At 73.2% G+C, this 16,953-nt stretch carries 16 protein-coding genes; 9 read left to right on the forward strand and 7 right to left on the reverse strand.

The window, feature by feature from the left end; all coding sequences use genetic code 11:
- Window positions 1-88 precede the first annotated feature (88 nt).
- A complete protein-coding gene (locus EV567_RS20330; protein WP_130442120.1) occupies window positions 89-1,240 on the forward strand; it encodes an acyl-CoA dehydrogenase family protein in 1,152 nt (383 codons plus the stop codon).
- On the forward strand, window positions 1,240-2,289 hold the full coding sequence (locus EV567_RS20335) for a Zn-dependent alcohol dehydrogenase (protein WP_130442122.1): 1,050 nt from the start codon (window positions 1,240-1,242) through the stop codon (window positions 2,287-2,289). Before EV567_RS20330 ends, EV567_RS20335 begins: the two co-directional genes overlap by 1 nt.
- Here EV567_RS20335 and EV567_RS20340 read toward each other — a convergent pair.
- The gene (locus EV567_RS20340) at window positions 2,279-3,280 is read right to left on the reverse strand and encodes a GlxA family transcriptional regulator (protein ID WP_130442124.1); all 1,002 of its coding nucleotides are present in this window, start codon (window positions 3,278-3,280) and stop codon (window positions 2,279-2,281) included. The genes EV567_RS20335 and EV567_RS20340 overlap by 11 nt on opposite strands.
- 72 nt (window positions 3,281-3,352) lie before the next feature.
- Between EV567_RS20340 and EV567_RS20345 the strand changes: the two genes are divergently transcribed.
- Window positions 3,353-4,663 (forward strand): MFS transporter, encoded by a 1,311-nt coding sequence (locus tag EV567_RS20345; RefSeq protein ID WP_130442126.1) that lies wholly within the window; start codon window positions 3,353-3,355, stop codon window positions 4,661-4,663.
- Between the two features lie 13 nt (window positions 4,664-4,676).
- On the opposite strand, the gene EV567_RS20350 is transcribed toward EV567_RS20345, so the two are convergent.
- Together EV567_RS20350 and EV567_RS20355 are read right to left on the reverse strand one after the other, a co-directional pair.
- Complete coding sequence (locus EV567_RS20350) at window positions 4,677-5,450, reverse strand: maleylpyruvate isomerase family mycothiol-dependent enzyme (protein WP_130442128.1); 774 nt, start codon at window positions 5,448-5,450, stop codon at window positions 4,677-4,679.
- 47 nt (window positions 5,451-5,497) lie between these two features.
- Window positions 5,498-6,082: a flavin reductase family protein gene (locus EV567_RS20355; RefSeq protein ID WP_130442619.1), complete on the reverse strand. Its 585-nt coding sequence runs from the start codon at window positions 6,080-6,082 to the stop codon at window positions 5,498-5,500.
- Window positions 6,083-6,162: 80 nt separating this feature from the next.
- On the opposite strand from EV567_RS20355, the gene EV567_RS20360 reads away from it, so the two are divergent.
- Window positions 6,163-7,080 carry a hypothetical protein gene (locus EV567_RS20360; RefSeq protein ID WP_242620919.1) on the forward strand — a complete coding sequence of 306 codons (918 nt, stop codon included), beginning with the start codon at window positions 6,163-6,165 and terminating at the stop codon, window positions 7,078-7,080.
- A gap of 3 nt (window positions 7,081-7,083) precedes the next feature.
- On the opposite strand, the gene EV567_RS20365 is transcribed toward EV567_RS20360, so the two are convergent.
- The 4 genes from EV567_RS20365 to EV567_RS20380 form a co-directional block, all read right to left on the reverse strand.
- Window positions 7,084-7,974 carry an enoyl-CoA hydratase/isomerase family protein gene (locus EV567_RS20365; protein ID WP_130442130.1) on the reverse strand — a complete coding sequence of 297 codons (891 nt, stop codon included), beginning with the start codon at window positions 7,972-7,974 and terminating at the stop codon, window positions 7,084-7,086.
- A 1-nt stretch (window position 7,975) separates the two neighbouring features.
- The gene (locus EV567_RS20370; RefSeq protein WP_130442132.1) at window positions 7,976-10,201 is read right to left on the reverse strand and encodes an acetate--CoA ligase family protein; all 2,226 of its coding nucleotides are present in this window, start codon (window positions 10,199-10,201) and stop codon (window positions 7,976-7,978) included.
- A gap of 144 nt (window positions 10,202-10,345) precedes the next feature.
- Window positions 10,346-11,893, reverse strand: coding sequence for an FAD-dependent oxidoreductase (locus tag EV567_RS20375; RefSeq protein ID WP_130442134.1), 1,548 nt, complete (start codon window positions 11,891-11,893; stop codon window positions 10,346-10,348).
- A 152-nt stretch (window positions 11,894-12,045) separates the two neighbouring features.
- Complete coding sequence (locus EV567_RS20380) at window positions 12,046-13,254, reverse strand: NAD(P)/FAD-dependent oxidoreductase (RefSeq protein WP_130442136.1); 1,209 nt, start codon at window positions 13,252-13,254, stop codon at window positions 12,046-12,048.
- Window positions 13,255-13,444: 190 nt separating this feature from the next.
- Here EV567_RS20380 and EV567_RS20385 point away from each other — a divergent pair, with 190 nt between their 5' ends.
- The 5 genes from EV567_RS20385 to EV567_RS20405 all read left to right on the forward strand — a co-directional run bounded on the left by EV567_RS20385 (window position 13,445) and on the right by EV567_RS20405 (window position 16,928).
- Window positions 13,445-13,894 (forward strand): DoxX family protein, encoded by a 450-nt coding sequence (locus EV567_RS20385; RefSeq protein ID WP_130442138.1) that lies wholly within the window; start codon window positions 13,445-13,447, stop codon window positions 13,892-13,894.
- A gap of 1 nt (window position 13,895) precedes the next feature.
- A complete protein-coding gene (locus EV567_RS20390) occupies window positions 13,896-14,309 on the forward strand; it encodes a Zn-ribbon domain-containing OB-fold protein (RefSeq protein ID WP_130442140.1) in 414 nt (137 codons plus the stop codon).
- Window positions 14,310-14,313: 4 nt separating this feature from the next.
- Window positions 14,314-14,904, forward strand: coding sequence for a GNAT family N-acetyltransferase (locus tag EV567_RS20395; RefSeq protein ID WP_130442142.1), 591 nt, complete (start codon window positions 14,314-14,316; stop codon window positions 14,902-14,904).
- Between the two features lie 71 nt (window positions 14,905-14,975).
- Window positions 14,976-16,175, forward strand: coding sequence for a M48 family metallopeptidase (locus EV567_RS20400; protein WP_130442144.1), 1,200 nt, complete (start codon window positions 14,976-14,978; stop codon window positions 16,173-16,175).
- Window positions 16,176-16,238: 63 nt separating this feature from the next.
- On the forward strand, window positions 16,239-16,928 hold the full coding sequence (locus EV567_RS20405) for a class I SAM-dependent methyltransferase (RefSeq protein ID WP_130442146.1): 690 nt from the start codon (window positions 16,239-16,241) through the stop codon (window positions 16,926-16,928).
- Window positions 16,929-16,953: the final 25 nt, after the last annotated feature.

The following is a 16,953-nucleotide window of genomic DNA, read 5'->3' on the forward strand; positions in this document are numbered from 1 at the left end:
CCGTGGCCGGGCGGGGCCGCGGAGCGCACTGCACCGGACATCGACACCCGTGAGCGGGGCCGTGTGGTCCCCGGCTGGAGGAGGCAGCGTGGACTTCGGGTTTGCCGCGGCTGATGACGAGTTCCGGGCGGACGCGCGGGCGTGGCTGGCCGCGCACGCCGGCGGACAGGCCGACCGGCGCGGCTGGGAACGGACCCTCGGGAGCGCCGGCTGGATCGGGCTCGGCTGGGCGGAAGGGGGGTACGGCAACCGGACCGCCACCCTCACCCAGCAGGTCGCCTGGGCCGAGGAGTACGCGCGGTCGGGCGCCCCGCCCCGCTCCGGGCACATCGGGGAGAACCTGCTCGCGCCGACCCTCGTCGCGCACGGCAGCGCCGGCCAGAAGCGCCGCTTCCTGCCGGCGATCGCCGCCGGGGAGGAACTGTGGTGCCAGGGGTACAGCGAGCCGGGCGCGGGATCGGATCTCGCGGGCGTGCGCACGCGTGCCGAGCGGACGGCCGACGGCGACTACCGCGTCACCGGGCAGAAGATCTGGACCTCCCTCGCCCACGAGGCCGACTGGTGCTTCGTGCTGGCCCGCACCGACCCGCAGTCCGCCCGCCACCACGGGCTGACCTTCCTCCTCGTGCCCATGGATCAGCCCGGGCGGATCGAGGTGCGGCCCATCCGGCAGATGACCGGCACGAGCGAGTTCAACGAGGTCTTCTTCGACGGGGCGCACGCCCGCGCGGAGCACGTGGTGGGCGGCGCCGGCGACGGCTGGCGGGTCGCCATGGGGCTGCTCGGCTTCGAGCGCGGGGTCTCGACGCTGGCCCAGCAGATCGGGTTCGCCGAGGAGCTGGGGCGCGTGGTGCGCACGGCCGTGGAGACGGGCGCCGCCGACGATCCCGTCGTCCGCGCCCGGATCGTGGAACTGTGGGCCGAGCTGCGGGTGATGCGGTGGAACGCGCTGCGCACGCTCGGCGGCTCCGGCGGGCCGGGCGCGCCCAGTGTGGCCAAGCTGCTGTGGGCGGGCTGGCACCAGAGGCTCGGGGAGCTCGCGGTGGAGGTGCGGGGCGCGGCCGCGGGGGTGGGCCCGGCCGACTGGTCGCCCACCGCGCCGTACGAACTCGACGAGGCGCAGCACCTGTTCCTGTTCTCCCGGGCCGACACGATCTACGGCGGCTCCGACCAGATCCAGCGCACGATCATCGCCGAGCGGGTGCTCGGCCTGCCCAGAGAGCGCAAGGGGGTCGTCTGATGCGTGGCGTGGTGTTCGACGGGAAGCGGGCGGAGGTCGTCGACGATCTCGTCGTCCGCGATCCGGGCCCCGGGGAGGTGCTCGTCGCGGTGTCGGCGGCCGGGCTGTGCCACAGCGACCTGTCGGTGGTCGACGGGACGATCCCCTTCCCGGCGCCGGTGGTGCTGGGGCACGAGGGCGCGGGGGTGGTGGAGGCGGTGGGCGCCGGGGTCGCCCATGTGGCTCCCGGGGACCATGTGGCCTTGTCCACGCTCGCCAACTGCGGGACGTGCGCGGACTGCGACCGGGGGCGGCCGACGATGTGCCGGCGGGCCATCGGGCGGCCGGGGCGGCCGTTCACGCGCGCGGGGCGACCGGTGTTCCAGTTCGCGTCGAACTCCGCGTTCGCCGAGCGGACGGTGGTGAAGGCCGTGCAGGCGGTGTGGATACCGCAGGACGTCCCCCTGACGTCCGCCGCGTTGATCGGCTGCGGGGTGCTGACCGGTGTGGGGGCCGTGCTCAACCGCGCGCGCGTGGACCGCGGGGAGTCCGTCGTCGTCATCGGGACCGGCGGCATCGGGCTCAACGTGTTGCAGGGCGCGCGGATCGCGGGCGCGGGGCGGACCGTCGCCGTGGACGCCAACCCGGCGAAGGAGTCGGTGGCGCGGCGGTTCGGGGCCACCGACTTCCTGGCTTCGGCGGACGGCGTGCGGGACCTGCTGCCGACCGGGGCGGACCACGTGTTCGAGTGCGTGGGGCGGGTGGAGCTGATCCGCCAGGCGATCGACCTGCTCGACCGTCACGGCCAGGCCGTGCTGCTCGGCGTGCCGCCGGCGACGGCGGAGGCGTCCTTCCTCGTCTCGTCGCTCTATCTGGACAAGTCGATCCTGGGCTGCCGTTACGGCTCCTCCCGCCCCCAGCGGGACATCGCGCTGTACGCCGCGCTGTACCGCGAGGGCCGGCTGCTGCTGGACGAACTCGTCACCCGGACCTACCCGGTCGAGGACTTCGAGAAGGCGGCGACGGACGCGGAGGCCGGGCGGGTGGCGAGGGCGGTCCTCACGTTCTGAGGGCGGCGCCGGTCCGGAACGTCCGCCGATAGGCGGTCGGGGTGACGCCGAGCGCCGTCTGGAGGTGCTGGCGCATCGACTGGGCGGTGCCGAAGCCGGCGTCCCGGGCCACCTGGTCGACGGACAGGTCGGTCGACTCCAGCAGGTGCCGGGCGCGTTCGACGCGCTGCCGGGTGAGCCACTGGCCGGGACTGACGCCGACCTCCTCGCGGAAGCGGCGGGTGAAGGTGCGTACCGACATCGACTCCCGCGCGGCCATGTCCCGCAACTGGAGCGGCTCGTGGAGGTGGCCGAGGGCCCAGGCGCGGGCGGCGGTCGTGGTCGCCTGCTGGGGGTCGGGCACGGGCCGGTCGATGTACTGCGCCTGTCCGCCGTCACGGTGCGGCGGGACGACCGTGCGACGGGCGACCTCGTTGGCGACGGCGGTGCCGTGGTCGCGGCGCACCATGTGCAGGCACAGGTCGATCCCTGCGGCGACCCCGGCGGAGGTGAGGACGTCGCCGTCGTCGATGAACAGGACGTCCGGGTCGACCTGGATCCGCGGGAAGAGACGCTGGAGGCGGTCGGCGTCGGCCCAGTGCGTGGTCGCCGGGCGGCCGTCGAGGAGGCCTGCGGCGGCGAGGACGTAGACGCCGGTGCAGATGGAGGCGAGGCGCGTGCCGGGTCGGATGTGGCCGAGAGCCGCGGCCAGGTCCTCCGTCAGCACGCCCTCCTCGAAGACGGGGCCCAGCTCGTAGGAGGCCGGGACGATCACGGTGTCGGCGGTGGCGAGCGTCTCCGGTCCGTGCCCGACCTGGATCGCGAAGTCGGCGTCCGTCTCGACCGGGCCGGGCGGGCGGACCGAGCAGGTGACGACCTCGTACAGGTGCCGGCCCGCGGCGTCCTTGGGCCGGCCGAAGATGCGATGCGGGATTCCCAGCTCGAACGGGAGCAGGCCGTCCAGGGCGAGGACGACGACGCGGTGGGGGCGCAGGCCCGTGGCCGTTTCCATGGCCCGATCCTAACGAACTGTGTCGTTCGGGCCACTCGATGGGCGTGGTGCCGTGCCCGCAAGCTCTATGGCGTGACCCGGACCATCGAAGCGCTCGCCGCCTCAACCGACCTCAAGCCCGCCCGCAGGCGTGTCCACCGCGCCTGGCTGGTCGCCGCCGTCACCTTCGTGACGATCATCGGGGCGGCGGCCTTCCGCTCGGTGCCGGGGCTGCTCATCGACCCCTTGCACGAGGAGTACGGCTGGTCGCACGGCACGATCGGCGCGGCCGTCTCGGTCAACCTCGCGCTGTACGGGCTCACCGCGCCGTTCGCGGCGGCGCTGATGGACCGCTTCGGCATCCGCCGGGTGGTGGCCGTCGCCCTGACGGTGATCGCGGCCGGCTCCGGACTGACGGTGTTCATGACCTCGGCCTGGCAACTGCTGCTGTGCTGGGGTCTGTTGGTGGGCGCCGGCTCGGGGGCGATGGCGCTGGCCTTCGCCGCGACGGTCACCGATCGCTGGTTCACCGAGCGGCGCGGCCTGGTCAGCGGCATCCTCACCGCGGCCTCCGCCTCCGGCCAGCTGATCTTCCTGCCGCTGCTGTCCTGGCTGGTCACCCGCTACGACTGGCGTCCGGCGGCGCTGACGGTCGCCCTGGCGGCCCTCGTGGTCGTCCCCTTCGTCTGGCTCCTGCTGCGCGACCACCCGGCCGACGTGGGCCTCAAGCCCTACGGCGCACGGGAGTTCGTCCCGAAGCCCGCGCCGGTGACGGGCGCCGCGCGCAGGGCGGTCTCCGTGCTCCTCTCCGCCGCGCGCACCGGCCCCTTCTGGCTGCTGGCCGGCACCTTCGCGATCTGCGGGGCCTCGACCAACGGCCTGGTGCAGACCCACTTCGTGCCCGCCGCCCACGACCACGGCATGCCCGTCACGGCCGCCGCCTCGCTCCTCGCGGTCATCGGCGTCTTCGACGTCGCCGGCACGATCGCCTCCGGCTGGTTCACCGACCGCTTCGACTCGCGCCGGCTGCTGGCGGTGTACTACGCGCTGCGCGGCCTCTCCCTCCTCTTCCTGCCCATGCTGCTCGCGCCGTCCGTCCACCTGCCGATGGTCTTCTTCATCGTCTTCTACGGCCTCGACTGGGTGGCCACCGTCCCGCCCACCCTGGCCCTGTGCCGCGAGCAGTACGGCGACGACAGCGCCATCGTCTTCGGGTGGGTCCTCGCCGCCCACCAGGTCGGCGCGGCCCTGATCGCCTTCCTCGGCGGCGTCGCCCGAGACGTCTTCGGCACGTACGACATGGTCTGGTACGCGTCCGGCGCGCTGTGCGCGGCGGCGGCCCTGATGGCCCTGGTGATCCGGCGGAGGCCGGAGGCGGGGGCGCGAGCGACGGGCGGCGGGTGAGCCGCTCGCTCGTCTACGGCGCTGTGAAGAGCATCGGGAAGCGCAGGCCCAGCCACGGTTTGCGGCCCCAGGCGACGACCTTGGCGCGGGCCATGACGGCGGGGGCGGTCCAGCGGCCCAGGGCGAGGAGGAGGAAGGCGACGGGGTCGATGGCGATCGTGCAGTCGGGGCGCCGGGGCGGGGTGTCGGTGACCGTGGGCACGCCGTCCGCGAAGGTGACGGCGAAGCGGTCGGGGCCGATCCGCAACAGGTAGCACGCGTGGTGGCCGGCCGCGCCGGCGTTCACGACTCGCGGCATGGCCTGTCGCATGAAGGGCAGCGTGAACGCGACCACTTCCCGGTCGACCATGTGCGGCCCGCGCAGCGCGACCGCGATGTCGTATCCGTGTCCGAGCAGGTGCGTGAGCAGGTACGAGCCCAGGGTGGCCACGTCCATCGGCCCCATCGGCGTCAGCACCGCCTTGCGCGGACCGCGGTCGGCCGCGGCCGCGACGAAGTCCCGGGCGCTGTCCGCGATCTCCGCGCCGAGGATCGCCGGATCCCGCTGCGGGTAGTCGGCCAGAGCCGCACGGTTGGCCGCCGCGAGACCGCTCGGCGTCCCGTCGCCGTAGGGACGGTCCTCGCCCGCCCCGACGTCCGCCATCAGCTTCCCCGCCAGCGCGAGGTGCGCCGCCGCCTCCCCGACCGTCCACTCCGCGCCTGGCAACGGCGTCCGTGGATCGGCCCCCGCCTGCAGCAGCACCGCGATCCGGTCGGCCGTGGCGACAATGGCGTCCTCGGGTGTCATGAGCACGATCGTGTCCCCACTCGGACGTCCTGTCCAGTGTCAGGGGGTCAGAGGAAGCGGCCTCGGTGGAACAGCAGCGGTGCGCCGTCGGACGCGGGGGCGCCCAGGGCGTTCACCCTGCCCACGACGATCAGGTGGTCGCCTCCGGTGTGGACCGCGTGGATCGTGCAGTCGATCCAGGCGGCGGCGCCGGTGAGGCGGGGGGAGCCGGTGGCGGGGGCGCTGTCGTGGGCGACGCCCGCGAACTTGTCGGCGCCGCTCACCGCGAACGCGCGGCACAGTCCGGCCTGGTCCGCACTCAGGACGTTCACGCAGAACACGCCCGCGCGTGCGATCCGCGGCCAGGTCGTGGAGGTGCGGCCGACCATGAACGCGACCAGCGGCGGGTCGAGGGAGAGGGAGGTGAACGACTGGCAGGCGAAGCCCGCGGGCGCGTCCTCGTCGGCGCCCGCCGGCGCGGTGATGACCGTGACGCCCGTCGCGAACGCGCCCAGCACGCGCCGGAACTCGCCCTGGTCCACCGGCGCCCGCTCGTCCTCGCGGACGCAGCGCAACTCGGGCCGGGGGTGCGCCTCGACCGGCCGGCCGCGGAGGTGGCGGACTGCGGCGGCCGCCATGCCTGCGTGTCCCATCATGTCGCCATTGAAGCTGACGGCTCGTCAGATAGGAAGGGCGCTGCGGGGAGGTCGACGGCGACTTCTACGCTGCTCGCATGGGGTGGGCTGGCGTTCGGCGTCGGGTGGACAAGGGGCGGGCGTGGCCCGAGTCGGTCGCGGCTGTGGCAGCGGGAGCGGCGCAGCTTCCGGCGGTGTGCGCGCTGCTGTTCTGGCAGGCGCTGGCCGCCGATCGTTACGGCGTCGGCTACGGCCCGGCGTTCGGGCTGCTCTGTCTGCTCCTCTTCGCGCCGGTGCTGCTGCCGGTGCTGGGACTGCTGCACGCGGGGGCGCAGATCCTTCCGGGGGCCCTCGTCGCCGACGTCGTGCTGCGCCGCGTCCCATGGCCCCGGTGGGTGCGCCGTCTGCTGGGCGTGACCCTCGTCGGCGCGGTGTGGGCCGTCGTGGGGGCCGTGTGGGCGGGGATGTCCTTCTTTGTTACGGTCGCCTGCCTCGCCGCCCTCGGCGCGCTGCCGGTGCTCGCGATGGAGTACGCGCGCGTGCGGCCCAAGAGCAACCGGGGCCTGTGGTGGCGGGCCGCGGGCGCCTCCGTCGTGCTGTTCGTCCTGGCCCTCGTCGGCGGGTCCGTGGCCTCGGCGGTGGGCCTGGTCGAGGAGTACGAGCCGCCCGCGCTGTCCGCCGAACGGGTCGCCGGGGTCTGGCGAGGCGAGGACGGGGCCGTGCTGAAGCTGCTTCCGGGCGGCCGGGCTGAGTTGACGCGGATGCCGGTCGATCCCGGCGGCCGGGCGACCGTGGACTTCGTGGTGTGCGACGGGGTCGGTAGCTGGCGGCTGGAGCCAGGTCGCGTACGGGACGGCGTGGTCGTCCGCCTCGCCGCCGACGAGGCGGGCGAGGAGGACGGCTGCCGTGGGGAGACGGTCTGGTCTTCCGGTGGGACGGAGCGGTCGCCCGAGTTGTTCGTGTTCTTCGGGGATCCGGACGCGAGCAGTCCGCGGGTGCTGACCCGGGATCCCTGAGCCTCAGCGCCCCCGGAACCGCGCCTGGCGCCGCTGCACGAAGCTCGCCACGCCTTCCTGGGCGTCCGCCGTCGTCATGTTGATCTCCTGGGCGGCCGCCTCCGCCGCGAAGGCGGTGGCGCGGTCGGAGTCGAGGGACGCGTTGACGAGCTGCTTGGTCAGGGCGAGGGCGCGGGTGGGGCCGCAGGCCAGACGGTCGGCCCAGGTGCGGGCCGTCTTGTCCAGGTCGGCGTCCGGCACGACCCGGTTGACCAGCCCGAGGCGTTCGGCGTCGGCCGCGGTGAGGGCGTCGCCGAAGAACATCAGTTCCTTGGCGCGATGCGGGCCGATGAGCCGGGGCAGGAGGTAGGCGCCGCCGGCGTCGGGGACCAGGCCGCGCCGTACGAACACCTCGATGAAGCGGGCCGACTCCGCCGCCAGGACCAGGTCGCAGGCGAGGGCGAGGTGCGCGCCGAGGCCGGCCGCCGTACCGTTCACCGCCGCGATCACCGGCTTCTCACAGTCCAGCACGGCGGCGATGAGACGCTGCGCGCCCAGCCGGAGGGTCCGGGCCACGTCACCGGGGATCCGCTCCCCGGCCGCCGTGCCGCCGCCGCTCCTGTCGCCGTTCGCGCCGGCCCTCCTCGCGGGCCCGCCCCGCAGGTCCGCGCCCGCGCAGAAGCCCCGTCCGGTCCCGGTGAGGACGACCGCCCGGACCTCCGGGTCGGCGGAGGCGTCCGCGAGGTGCTGGATCAGGTGTTCGCGCTGGTCAGGGGTGATGGCGTTGAGTGCCTGGGGGCGGTTGAGGGTGAGGGTCGAGACGTGATTGTCAGTGGCGTGCAGTACCAATGAGTCAGCGGATCTTTCCGGCTTGTCCGTCCAAGTGGGGTCATCGGGGGAATTGTTGATGCGCATCTCAGCGACACACCGCCAACGCGTCCAGCGCCACCGCGCCCTGCCCGCGGGGCAGCACCATCAGGGGGTTGATGTCCAGCTCGGCCAGGTCGTCGCCCAGTTCGAGAGCCATGTGCTGCACACGCAGGACGACTTCGACGAGCGCGTCCAGGTCCGCGGGCGGGCGGCCCCGGACGCCGTCCAGCAGGGCCCGCCCGCGCAGTTCGCCGAGCATGGCGCGGGCCTGGTCCTCGCCGAAGGGCGGCACGCGGACGGCCGCGTCCCGCAGCACCTCCACCAGGACGCCGCCCAGCCCGACCGTCACCGTCGGCCCGAACAGGTCGTCATGGGTGACGCCGACGACCATCTCCACGCCCCGCTCGACCATCTGGCAGACGAGGACGCCGTCCAGGTCGACGCCCTCGTAGCGGGCGATGTCGGTCAGCTCGCGGTAGGCGTCGCGGACCTGGCTGGCCGAGGTGAGGCCGATCTTCACCAGGCCCAGCTCGGTCTTGTGGGCGATCTGCGCGCCGGACGCCTTCATCACCACCGGGTAGCCGACCGGCCCCGCCGCCCGCACGGCCGCCGCCGCGCTGGTCACCAGCTGTTCGCGCGGCACGCGTATGCCGTACGCGCGAAGGAGCTGCTTCGCCGCGTGCTCGCTCAGCTGCTGCCCCGGCCGCATCAGCATCCGCGCCTTGCGGAAGGACGGGGAGGGGGTGCGCGGGGCCTGGTCGAAGGGCGAGCGGTAGTCCCGTACGAAGCGGTGGTGCTCCAGATGGGCGCGGACGGCGGTGAGGCAGCCCGAGACCGTGCGGAAGGTCGCCACCCGGGAGGAGCCGAGCAGGACGTCCCGGTAGGCGGACTCGGTGCCGACCGGCGAGCCCCACACCACGCAGACCAGCTTGTCCGTGGTCTCGGCCGCGTCGACCAGGTCCCGCACCAGCCGGTCGCTGAGCGGCGGGAACGGACCGGTGACGGGGCAGATCAGCACGCCGATCCCGGGATCGGCGAGGATCGCGTCGATGATCTTGCGGCCCCGTTCGTCGCCGACCGGGTGCCCGCCGTTGTCGACGGGGTTGGAGACGTTCAGGTACTCCGGTATCCACTGGTGCAGCTCGGCCTGCTTGGCGGCGGACAGCTCGGGCAGCCGCAGTCCGGCCGCCGTCGCCAGGTCGGCCACGTGCGCGCCGGTGCCGCCGGAGATGGCGTACACCGCCACGCCGTCCGCGCGCGGGGGCTTCGCCCGGGCCAGCAGGGTCGCGGTGTCCTGGAGTTCGTCCAGGCCGTCGACGCGGATCACACCGTACTGGCGCATCGCCGCGTCCACGACGTCGTCCGCGCCGGTCAGCTTGCCGGTGTGGGTGGCGGCGGTGCGCGCGCCCACCTCGGTGCGGCCGACCTTGACCGCGACGACCGGGACGCCGCGCCGGGCGGCCCGGTCGGCGGCGAGCAGGAAGGCGCGGCCGTCCTTGAGGCCCTCGACGTAGCAGGCGATCGCGCCCACCTCGGGCTGCTCGGCGAAGTAGGAGAGGAAGTCGGCGGTCTCCAGGTCGGCCTCGTTGCCGGTCGGCGCCCAGTGCGAGAGGCGGACGCCGAGCTCCTGCAGCGCGAAGACGGGGCGGCCCTGGTGGCCGGACTGCGTGATCAGCGCGATGGCCGGGCCGTCGAGGTCGTCCCGGAACCGTTCGAAAGCGTTGAGGTTGGTGTTGGGGCCCAGCAAGCGCATCCCGGAGCGGGCCACGGCCGCCGCGAGCCGGCCCTGCGCCTCAGCGCCCTCCGCGCCGGTCTCCGCGAACCCGGAGGCGAAGACCACCGCGAACTTCACCTTCGTCTCGGCGAGTTCCTCGATCACCGGGAGTGGGTCGGCGACCAGCAGCACCGCCAGGTCGACCTGCTCGGGCAGGTCGGCGACGGACGGCGCGCACGGGATGCCGAAGACGGTCGCGCGGGTGGGGTGCACCGGGTGCAGCCGTGCCCCCACCCGCTCCGCCCAGGCGGCCAGTTGCCGGGTGATGCCGGTGTTCGGCCGGCCTTCGGCGTCCGAGGCCCCGATCACCGCGACGGACTCGGGGCGGAAGAACCGGTCCAGATCGGGTACGGCCTGGTACAGCGGGCGTCCGCTGACGTCCAGGTCGTCCGCGTCGGCGGACCGGCCGTGGACGGCGGGCCCGGGGCGTTCCTCGCAGGCGAGGACCCGGGCCCGGCGGGAGTCGGTGGTGAGGGTGCCGTGGGTTGATCCAAGCATGGGCCCGCCCGCTCCTGTGTGACTGCCAAGTAACTGACGAACTGTCAGGTTACAGAACTGACGGTCTGTCAGGAATGGGCTTGCACAGAGGAGATGCCCCATTCGCGGCGGGCCGCGAAACGGGCGGTGTCGCGACCCCGGGCGTCACAGCGCCGCGAGCACTTCTCGGGCCACCCGCTCGCCCGAGCGCACCGCTCCGTCCATGAAGCCCATCCAGTGGGTGGACGTCTCGGTGCCGGCCCAGTGGATGCCGCCGACGGGGGCGCGCAGGGCGGGGCCGTACTGGGTGAGCACGCCGGGCGGGGCGATGGAGACGGGGCCGCCCCGGGTGTAGCCCTCGTTGTTCCAGCGCTGGAGCACGAAGGAGGTCGGGTTGGCGGCCTTCTCGCCGAAGTACGTCGTGTAGTCCTTCAGCACCGCCGCCCTGACCTCCGCCTCGCTCGCCGCGTCCAGGGCCCGTGCCTTGTCGGCCTCGATGAAGCCCATCAGCGCGCCGTAGGAGGCGTCGGGCGGGGAGTTGTCGAAGGTGGAGCTGATCACGCCGGTGTCGCTGACGACCTGGCCGTTGAGGCCGTCGGCCCGCCAGAAGGGGGTGTCGTAGATCGCGATGGCCTTGCCGACCGAGGCCATCGGCATGCGCTGGGTGAGCTGGTCGCGGGCGGCCGGCAGGAGGGGGTCGTAGGAGATGCGGGCCGCGAGGGGCGGGGGCAGGGCGACGACGACGCGGTCGGCGGTGACCGTGGTGCCGTTCGCGCTCACCACGTATCTGCTGCCGGAGCGTGAGATGGAGCGCACCGGGGCGTTCAGCACCACCCGGTCGCCGAGTGTGGCGGCGAGCTTGACCGGGAGCAGCTGGGAGCCGCCGACGAAGCGCAGCTCCTGGGCGCCGTTCGCGGTCTCGGTGAGGCGTTCCAGGGTGCCCGGGGTGGAGGGGTTGCCGGCGGCCGCGATGTAGAAGAGGACGAACAGGAAGGACAGTTCGCGGGGCTCGGCCGAGAAGATCGAGGTGCAGGCCACGTCGAGGAGGAACTTCGCCGACGGGACCACCGCGTTGGCGCGCAGCCAGGTCTCGAAGGTCTGCCGGTCCCACTCCGCGGCCTTGGCGGCGGTCCAGGGCGCGTCGACCGGCACCTGTTTGGCCAGGTCGTCCAGGCTGGCCTGCACGATCGCGGCGTTGGCGAGCCCGGCCGCGTCGATCGGCGGGACGGATCCGAGCAGCCCGTCGGTGGCGTACGGGGTTCTCCTGCCGTCCTTGTAGAGGAGGTTCTTGCCGCTGTTGTAGGTCGCGAAGGTGGCCACGCCGAGGGAGTCGGCGAGCGCCTTCACACGGTCCTGGGTCGGGCCGATGAACTCACCGCCGCCCTCGGTGATTCCGCCGCCCGCCAGCGGCAGGCCCATCACCCGGCCGCCGACGCGGTCACGGGCCTCCAGGACGACGACCTTCTTCCCCGCCGCCACGAGATCGCGGGCCGCGGTGAGGCCGGCGAGCCCGGCGCCGACGATCGCGACGTCCACGTCTCGCGCGGTCGCGGAGGTCCCGGCGCCGGCCGCGGTCGCCGTGCCGGCGGCGGTCGCGGTGAGAGCGGTCGCGCCGGCGGTGGCTCCCGCGGCCACGGCGGCGGTGCGGCCGAGCAGGGAGCGGCGGGAGAGGGCTGCGCCGGAACCGGGGGAGAGCTGTCTTTCACTTGCCACGTGCGTCCTCCGTCGAGGGGGTGGTACCCGGAAAGGTGAACAGGTCTCACATTCTGGCTCCGCACAAAGGTACGGGACAACGCTCCGGTCACACCGAAGTCATCTGTAACGGGCAGCCATGGAAATGGAGTTGGGAGACACGGCCGACCCTTTCAGCTCGGTCGGCCCAAGTGGCGGCGTATCGCCTTCGCTATGCGTTCTGCGTCCAGGCCGAGTTCGCGCAGGGTGCCGCTGATGGGGGTGGTGAAGCCGGTGAAGTACAGGCCCGGTGCGTCCTTCGGGGCGCGGCCGCCGTGGGTGAGCGGGCGGCCCTGCTCGTCGAGCACGCCGAGGTGCCCCACCAGATCCTCCAGCGCCCGCTCGTAACCGGTCGCGGCGATGACGGCGTCCGCCTCGACGCGGGAGCCGTCGGCGAGGACGACCTTGCCGTCCTCGAAGCCCTCCACGGCGGCCACGATCTCCACCTTGCCGGCGCGCACCGCGTCGATGAGGCCGACGTCCTGCACAGGGATCGCCCCCTGCCTGGCCCGGCTGTAGAGCCCGGTGTCGGGACGCGGCAGCCCGTGCGCCGAGAGGTCCGGGACGCTCGCCTTCGCCATCACCCGGCAGAGCCGGTCCACCAGCCCCACCGGCAGCCGGCGCACGAGGATGCCGCTGTACTGGGCGGCCCAGCCGGCGGTGGACCGGCGCACGATGTGCGGGACGGTCCGCACGGCCAGCCGCACCCGCGCAGCCCCGCGCTCCACGAGGTCGACGGCGATCTCGGCACCCGTGTTGCCGACGCCGACGACGAGGACGTCCCGGCCGGCGTACGGGGCGCCGTCGCGGTAGGCGGACGCGTGGACGAGCTCGCCGGGATAGTCCTCGAGGCCGGGCCAGTCGGGCAGCGACGGGGTGTGGTTGTAGCCGGTGGCGACGACGACCGCCGCCCCGGTCAGCTCGCGTCCGCCGGAGGCGCGCAGCAGCCAGCCGGTCCCGTCGGGGGAACGCTCGACGCGGGAGACCTCGACGCCGGTGACGAGCTCCAGGTCGTGGTGTTCGGCGTACTTCTCCAGGTACCGCACCACGTCGTCCCGGGCGACCCAGCGTCCGAAACGGCGCGGCATCGCGAGGCCCGGCAGCGCCGACAGCCGCCGGGTGGTGTGCAGATGCAGCCGGTCGTAGTGCCGGCGCCAGGACGTGCCGACCCGGTCCGCCTTCTCCACGACGACCGCGCGTATCCCCCGCCTCCGCAGCGTGTACGCGGCGGCGAGCCCGCCGGGGCCGCCGCCGATGACGTAGACGGGGCGGTCGGCGGGGTTCCCGGAAGCGCCGCCGTCAGCGTTTGCGGTGGTGTGCGCGGGTGGTGCGGAGTCGGCCATGAGCGGGAGCGTAATCACGCAGAACGTTGATGGGTCTCGGTCAAGACCGGAATTGGTTGCGGATCGATCACGCTTGGGGGAGGTCTGCGCGAAGCGTGTGCCGCGGGCCGCCCGTTCATGGACGTGATGTGGTGACGCGGGCGCTTCCGTGGCCTTCCCCGCCCTCACTGTCTGACGTACCGTCAGATTCATGGACACGATCTGGCTCACCGGTGCGCAATGGCTGGCCGTGCTGCGGATCGGGCTCGGCCTGTGGTGGCTGGAGAGCTGGCGGCACAAGGACAAAAAGGGCTGGTTCGAGCGCGGCACGGGTATCGCGTGGGCGTCGGACGTGGCGGCCCGGCATCGCTGGAGCGCCGTACGGTCGGGCTTCGAGAGGGTGGTGGCCCCGAGGCCGCGGGAGATGGCGTACGTGGTCGTCTACGCGGAACTGGCGCTCGGGCTCGGTCTCGTCGCCGGTTTCCTGACCCCGGTCGCACTGGTGGGCGGGCTGCTGCTCAACCTCCTCTACTTCACCCTCATGATCCACGACTGGGCGGAGCAGGGGCAGAACGCGATGATGTCGCTGATCTCGGCGGTGGCGCTGTTCGCGATGGCGTGGCAGACGTGGTCGCTGGACAGCGCGCTGGGGTGGTTCTGAGATGGGTGCGGCGGCCGAGGGCCGGTACGACGTCCCCGACGCCGACGCCTTCACGCGCGCGTACTGGGACGCGGCGGCGCGGGGCCGGCTGCTGATCCGCCGCTGTGCGGCCTGCGCGCGGGCCCACCACTACCCGCGGGAGTTCTGCCCGTACTGCTGGAGCGACGACGTGAGCTGGGAGGACGCGAGCGGCCGGGCGACCCTCTACACCTGGTCCGTCGTCCACCGCAACGACCTGCCGCCCTTCGGGGAGCGGACGCCGTACGTCGCGGCGGTGGTGGATCTGGCGGAGGGGCCGCGGATGTCCACGGAGATCGTCGGCCCGGGGGAGCTGTCCGCCGGGGCGGAGCTGGAGGTGACCTTCCGGGTGGGCGTGCCGGTGTTCCGCCGCGCGGACCCTCCCGGTGTTCAATGACCGGATGACCGAGATACGTGTGCCGCGCTCCGTCCTGCCCGCATCCGGCCTCCAGGGTCACGGCCTCCTCCTGCGCGCCTGGGACCCGGACGCCGAGGCCGACGTGGACGCCTGGCTGCGCGGCCACCAGGACCCCGAGTTCCTGCGCTGGAACACACCGCTGCGGGACGTCACGGACGCCGGGGACGCCCGGGAGGCGCTGCGCTCGAAGGCCGCGCAGGCGGTGGCCGGGACCGGCGCGGCCTTCTGTGTCACGGACGCCGGTGACGGGACGGTCCTCGGGCAGATCGGGCTGAACTCCCTCGACATCGTGCAGAGCGTCGCCAACGTCGGCTACTGGGTGCTGCCCGAGGCGCGAGGCCGCCAGGTGGCCACCCGTTCCCTGCGGCTCGTGGCGAGCTGGGCGTTCGGGGAACTCGGCCTGCACCGGTTGGAGTTGGGTCATGCCGTAGGGCATGAGGCGTCCTGCCGGGTCGCTGAGCGGTGCGGCTTCCGGTACGAGGGGACCCTGCGCGGGGCGATGTGGGAGGCGGGCCGCAGGGACGCCTGGCGCGACGTCCACCGCCACGGCCGCCTGTCGACCGACCCGGAGTAACTCCCTTATATGTTGCTAACGTTGACCGGGGCACTCTGTGATCGACGCGTTGTCATCAGGGGGGAAGCGCGATGCGTGAGCTTGCAGTGTCCTCAAGAGATCCCGAGACGGTCGGGTTCCGCCGGATCGGCTGGTCGGCGGCGGCCGCTTGCGGCTTGGCCGCTCTGGTGCACGTCGGTACGGCGGGTCTGCTGATCGGCGGCCTGCTGCTCGTCGTTCTCGGCTGGAGCACCGTGGTGCAGCCGCTGATCGGCTTGTTGATGATCGGGCTCGCCGTCCAGGTGCGGCCCCGCTTCAGCAGGCCCAGACCCGACCTGCCCACGCTCACACGGGACGACGCGCCGTCCCTGTTCGCCTTGCTGGACTCGATCGCGGACGCCGCCCGGGTGCGGCACATCGACATCGTCCAGCTCAGTGGGAACTTCGCCGTACGGCTCTCTCTCACGGGCGTCCGGCGCAGACGGTGCCTGGAGTTGGGCCTGCCGCTGTGGCAGACGTTCACCCCGCAGCAGCGCGTCGCCGCCGTCGCCCACGAGGTGGGCCACTTCGCGGCGGGCGACATCCGGCGCGGCAGCCTGGTCGGCACGGCTCTCAGCTCGCTGGCGGGTGGCGCGGACCTGACGCAGAGTCGCCCCGAAGGGACTCATTCCGGTGTCGCTCTTTCCCCCACCTCTCGGTATGCGGACGAGGCTACGACCGCGGTGAACAGGTTCAAGGCCCGCGGTCGCACGAACAACTGGATCATGTGGTTGCCCGGCCTGCTGGTGCGGGGCACGGCGCGGCTGCTGACCCGGCTCACCCGGTCCGGCTCGCTGCACGTCGAGTTCCGGGCCGACGAGGTCGCCGCCCGGATAGCGTCCACCCGGGCGATGGACTCCGTCCTGCGCGACCGGCGACTCGCCGACGCCGTCGGCTTCGAGGTGCACCGGCTGGCGGTGTCGGCCCGCACGTTCGGCCACGGTAAGGCCGCGAGCACCGAGCGGGAGTTCTGGGACCGCGTCGCGGTGCACGCCCGTGTGCTGCCCCACCGCACGGGGGACGGCCCCGAGAGCCCCCTCCACACCGACGCCGGGCCGCCGCCCGCCCACCGCCGGGGCGAGGACTGCGCCCCCGTACCCGAACCCCGGCGCCTGGCCCGCCTCTCCCGCACCGAGGCCCAGCCGGCGACGATCACGCTCGACCCCCGCCTGGCAGAGACGATCGCCGAGGAACTGTCCGCTCCGGGACGCCTGTTGGCGAGAAAGATCATCCGTGACTGCGTCACCACGTGACGCTCCCCTCTCGCGGCCGAAGGTCAACTGAGTTCGTCGGAAGGGACGTTAAGGTCTCCACCCGTGACCGAACCGACCTACCTGCAAGCCACTCGCGCGGCCTACGACACCGTCGCCGTCGACTACGCCGAGCTCGTCCCGCCGCTGTTCGAGGGCGACCTGTACGGCCGCGCGATGATCAGCACGTTCGCCCAGCTCACGCGGACCCTCGACGCCGGACCGGTCGCCGACCTCGGCTGCGGGCCCGGCCATGTGACGGCGCATCTCCAGTCGCTCGGGGTGAGCGCGTTCGGCGTCGACCTGTCCCCGAAGACGGTCGCGGTCGCCCGCCGCAGACATCCGGACCTGCGGTTCGACGAAGGGTCGATGACCGACCTGGACCTGGCGGACGGCAGTCTCGGCGGCGTCATCGCCTGGTACTCGATCGTGCACACGCCTCCTGAGCTGCTGCCGGTGGTGTTCGCCGAGTTCCACCGCGTACTGGCTCCGGGCGGCCGTCTGCTGCTCGCCTTCAAGGCCGGCGACAGGCTCCGGCACCTGGAGAACGCCTACGGCCACGACCTGTCCCTGGACGTCTACTGGGTCTCCCCGGACCGCATCACCGACCTGCTGACCCGGGCCGGACTGCCAGTGGAAGCCCGCCTGATCCGCGAACCGAACGCCCAGGAGAAACCGCGCCAGGGCCAACAGGCATACCTCCTGGCCCAAAGACCGGCCCAACCGGGGACGAGCGCCGACGACACCGTCAAGTGACCCGGGCGACCCGGTCGGTCGAGCA

It is taken from the genome of Streptomyces sp. BK239 (assembly GCF_004217285.1).
Lineage (GTDB): Bacteria > Actinomycetota > Actinomycetes > Streptomycetales > Streptomycetaceae > Streptomyces.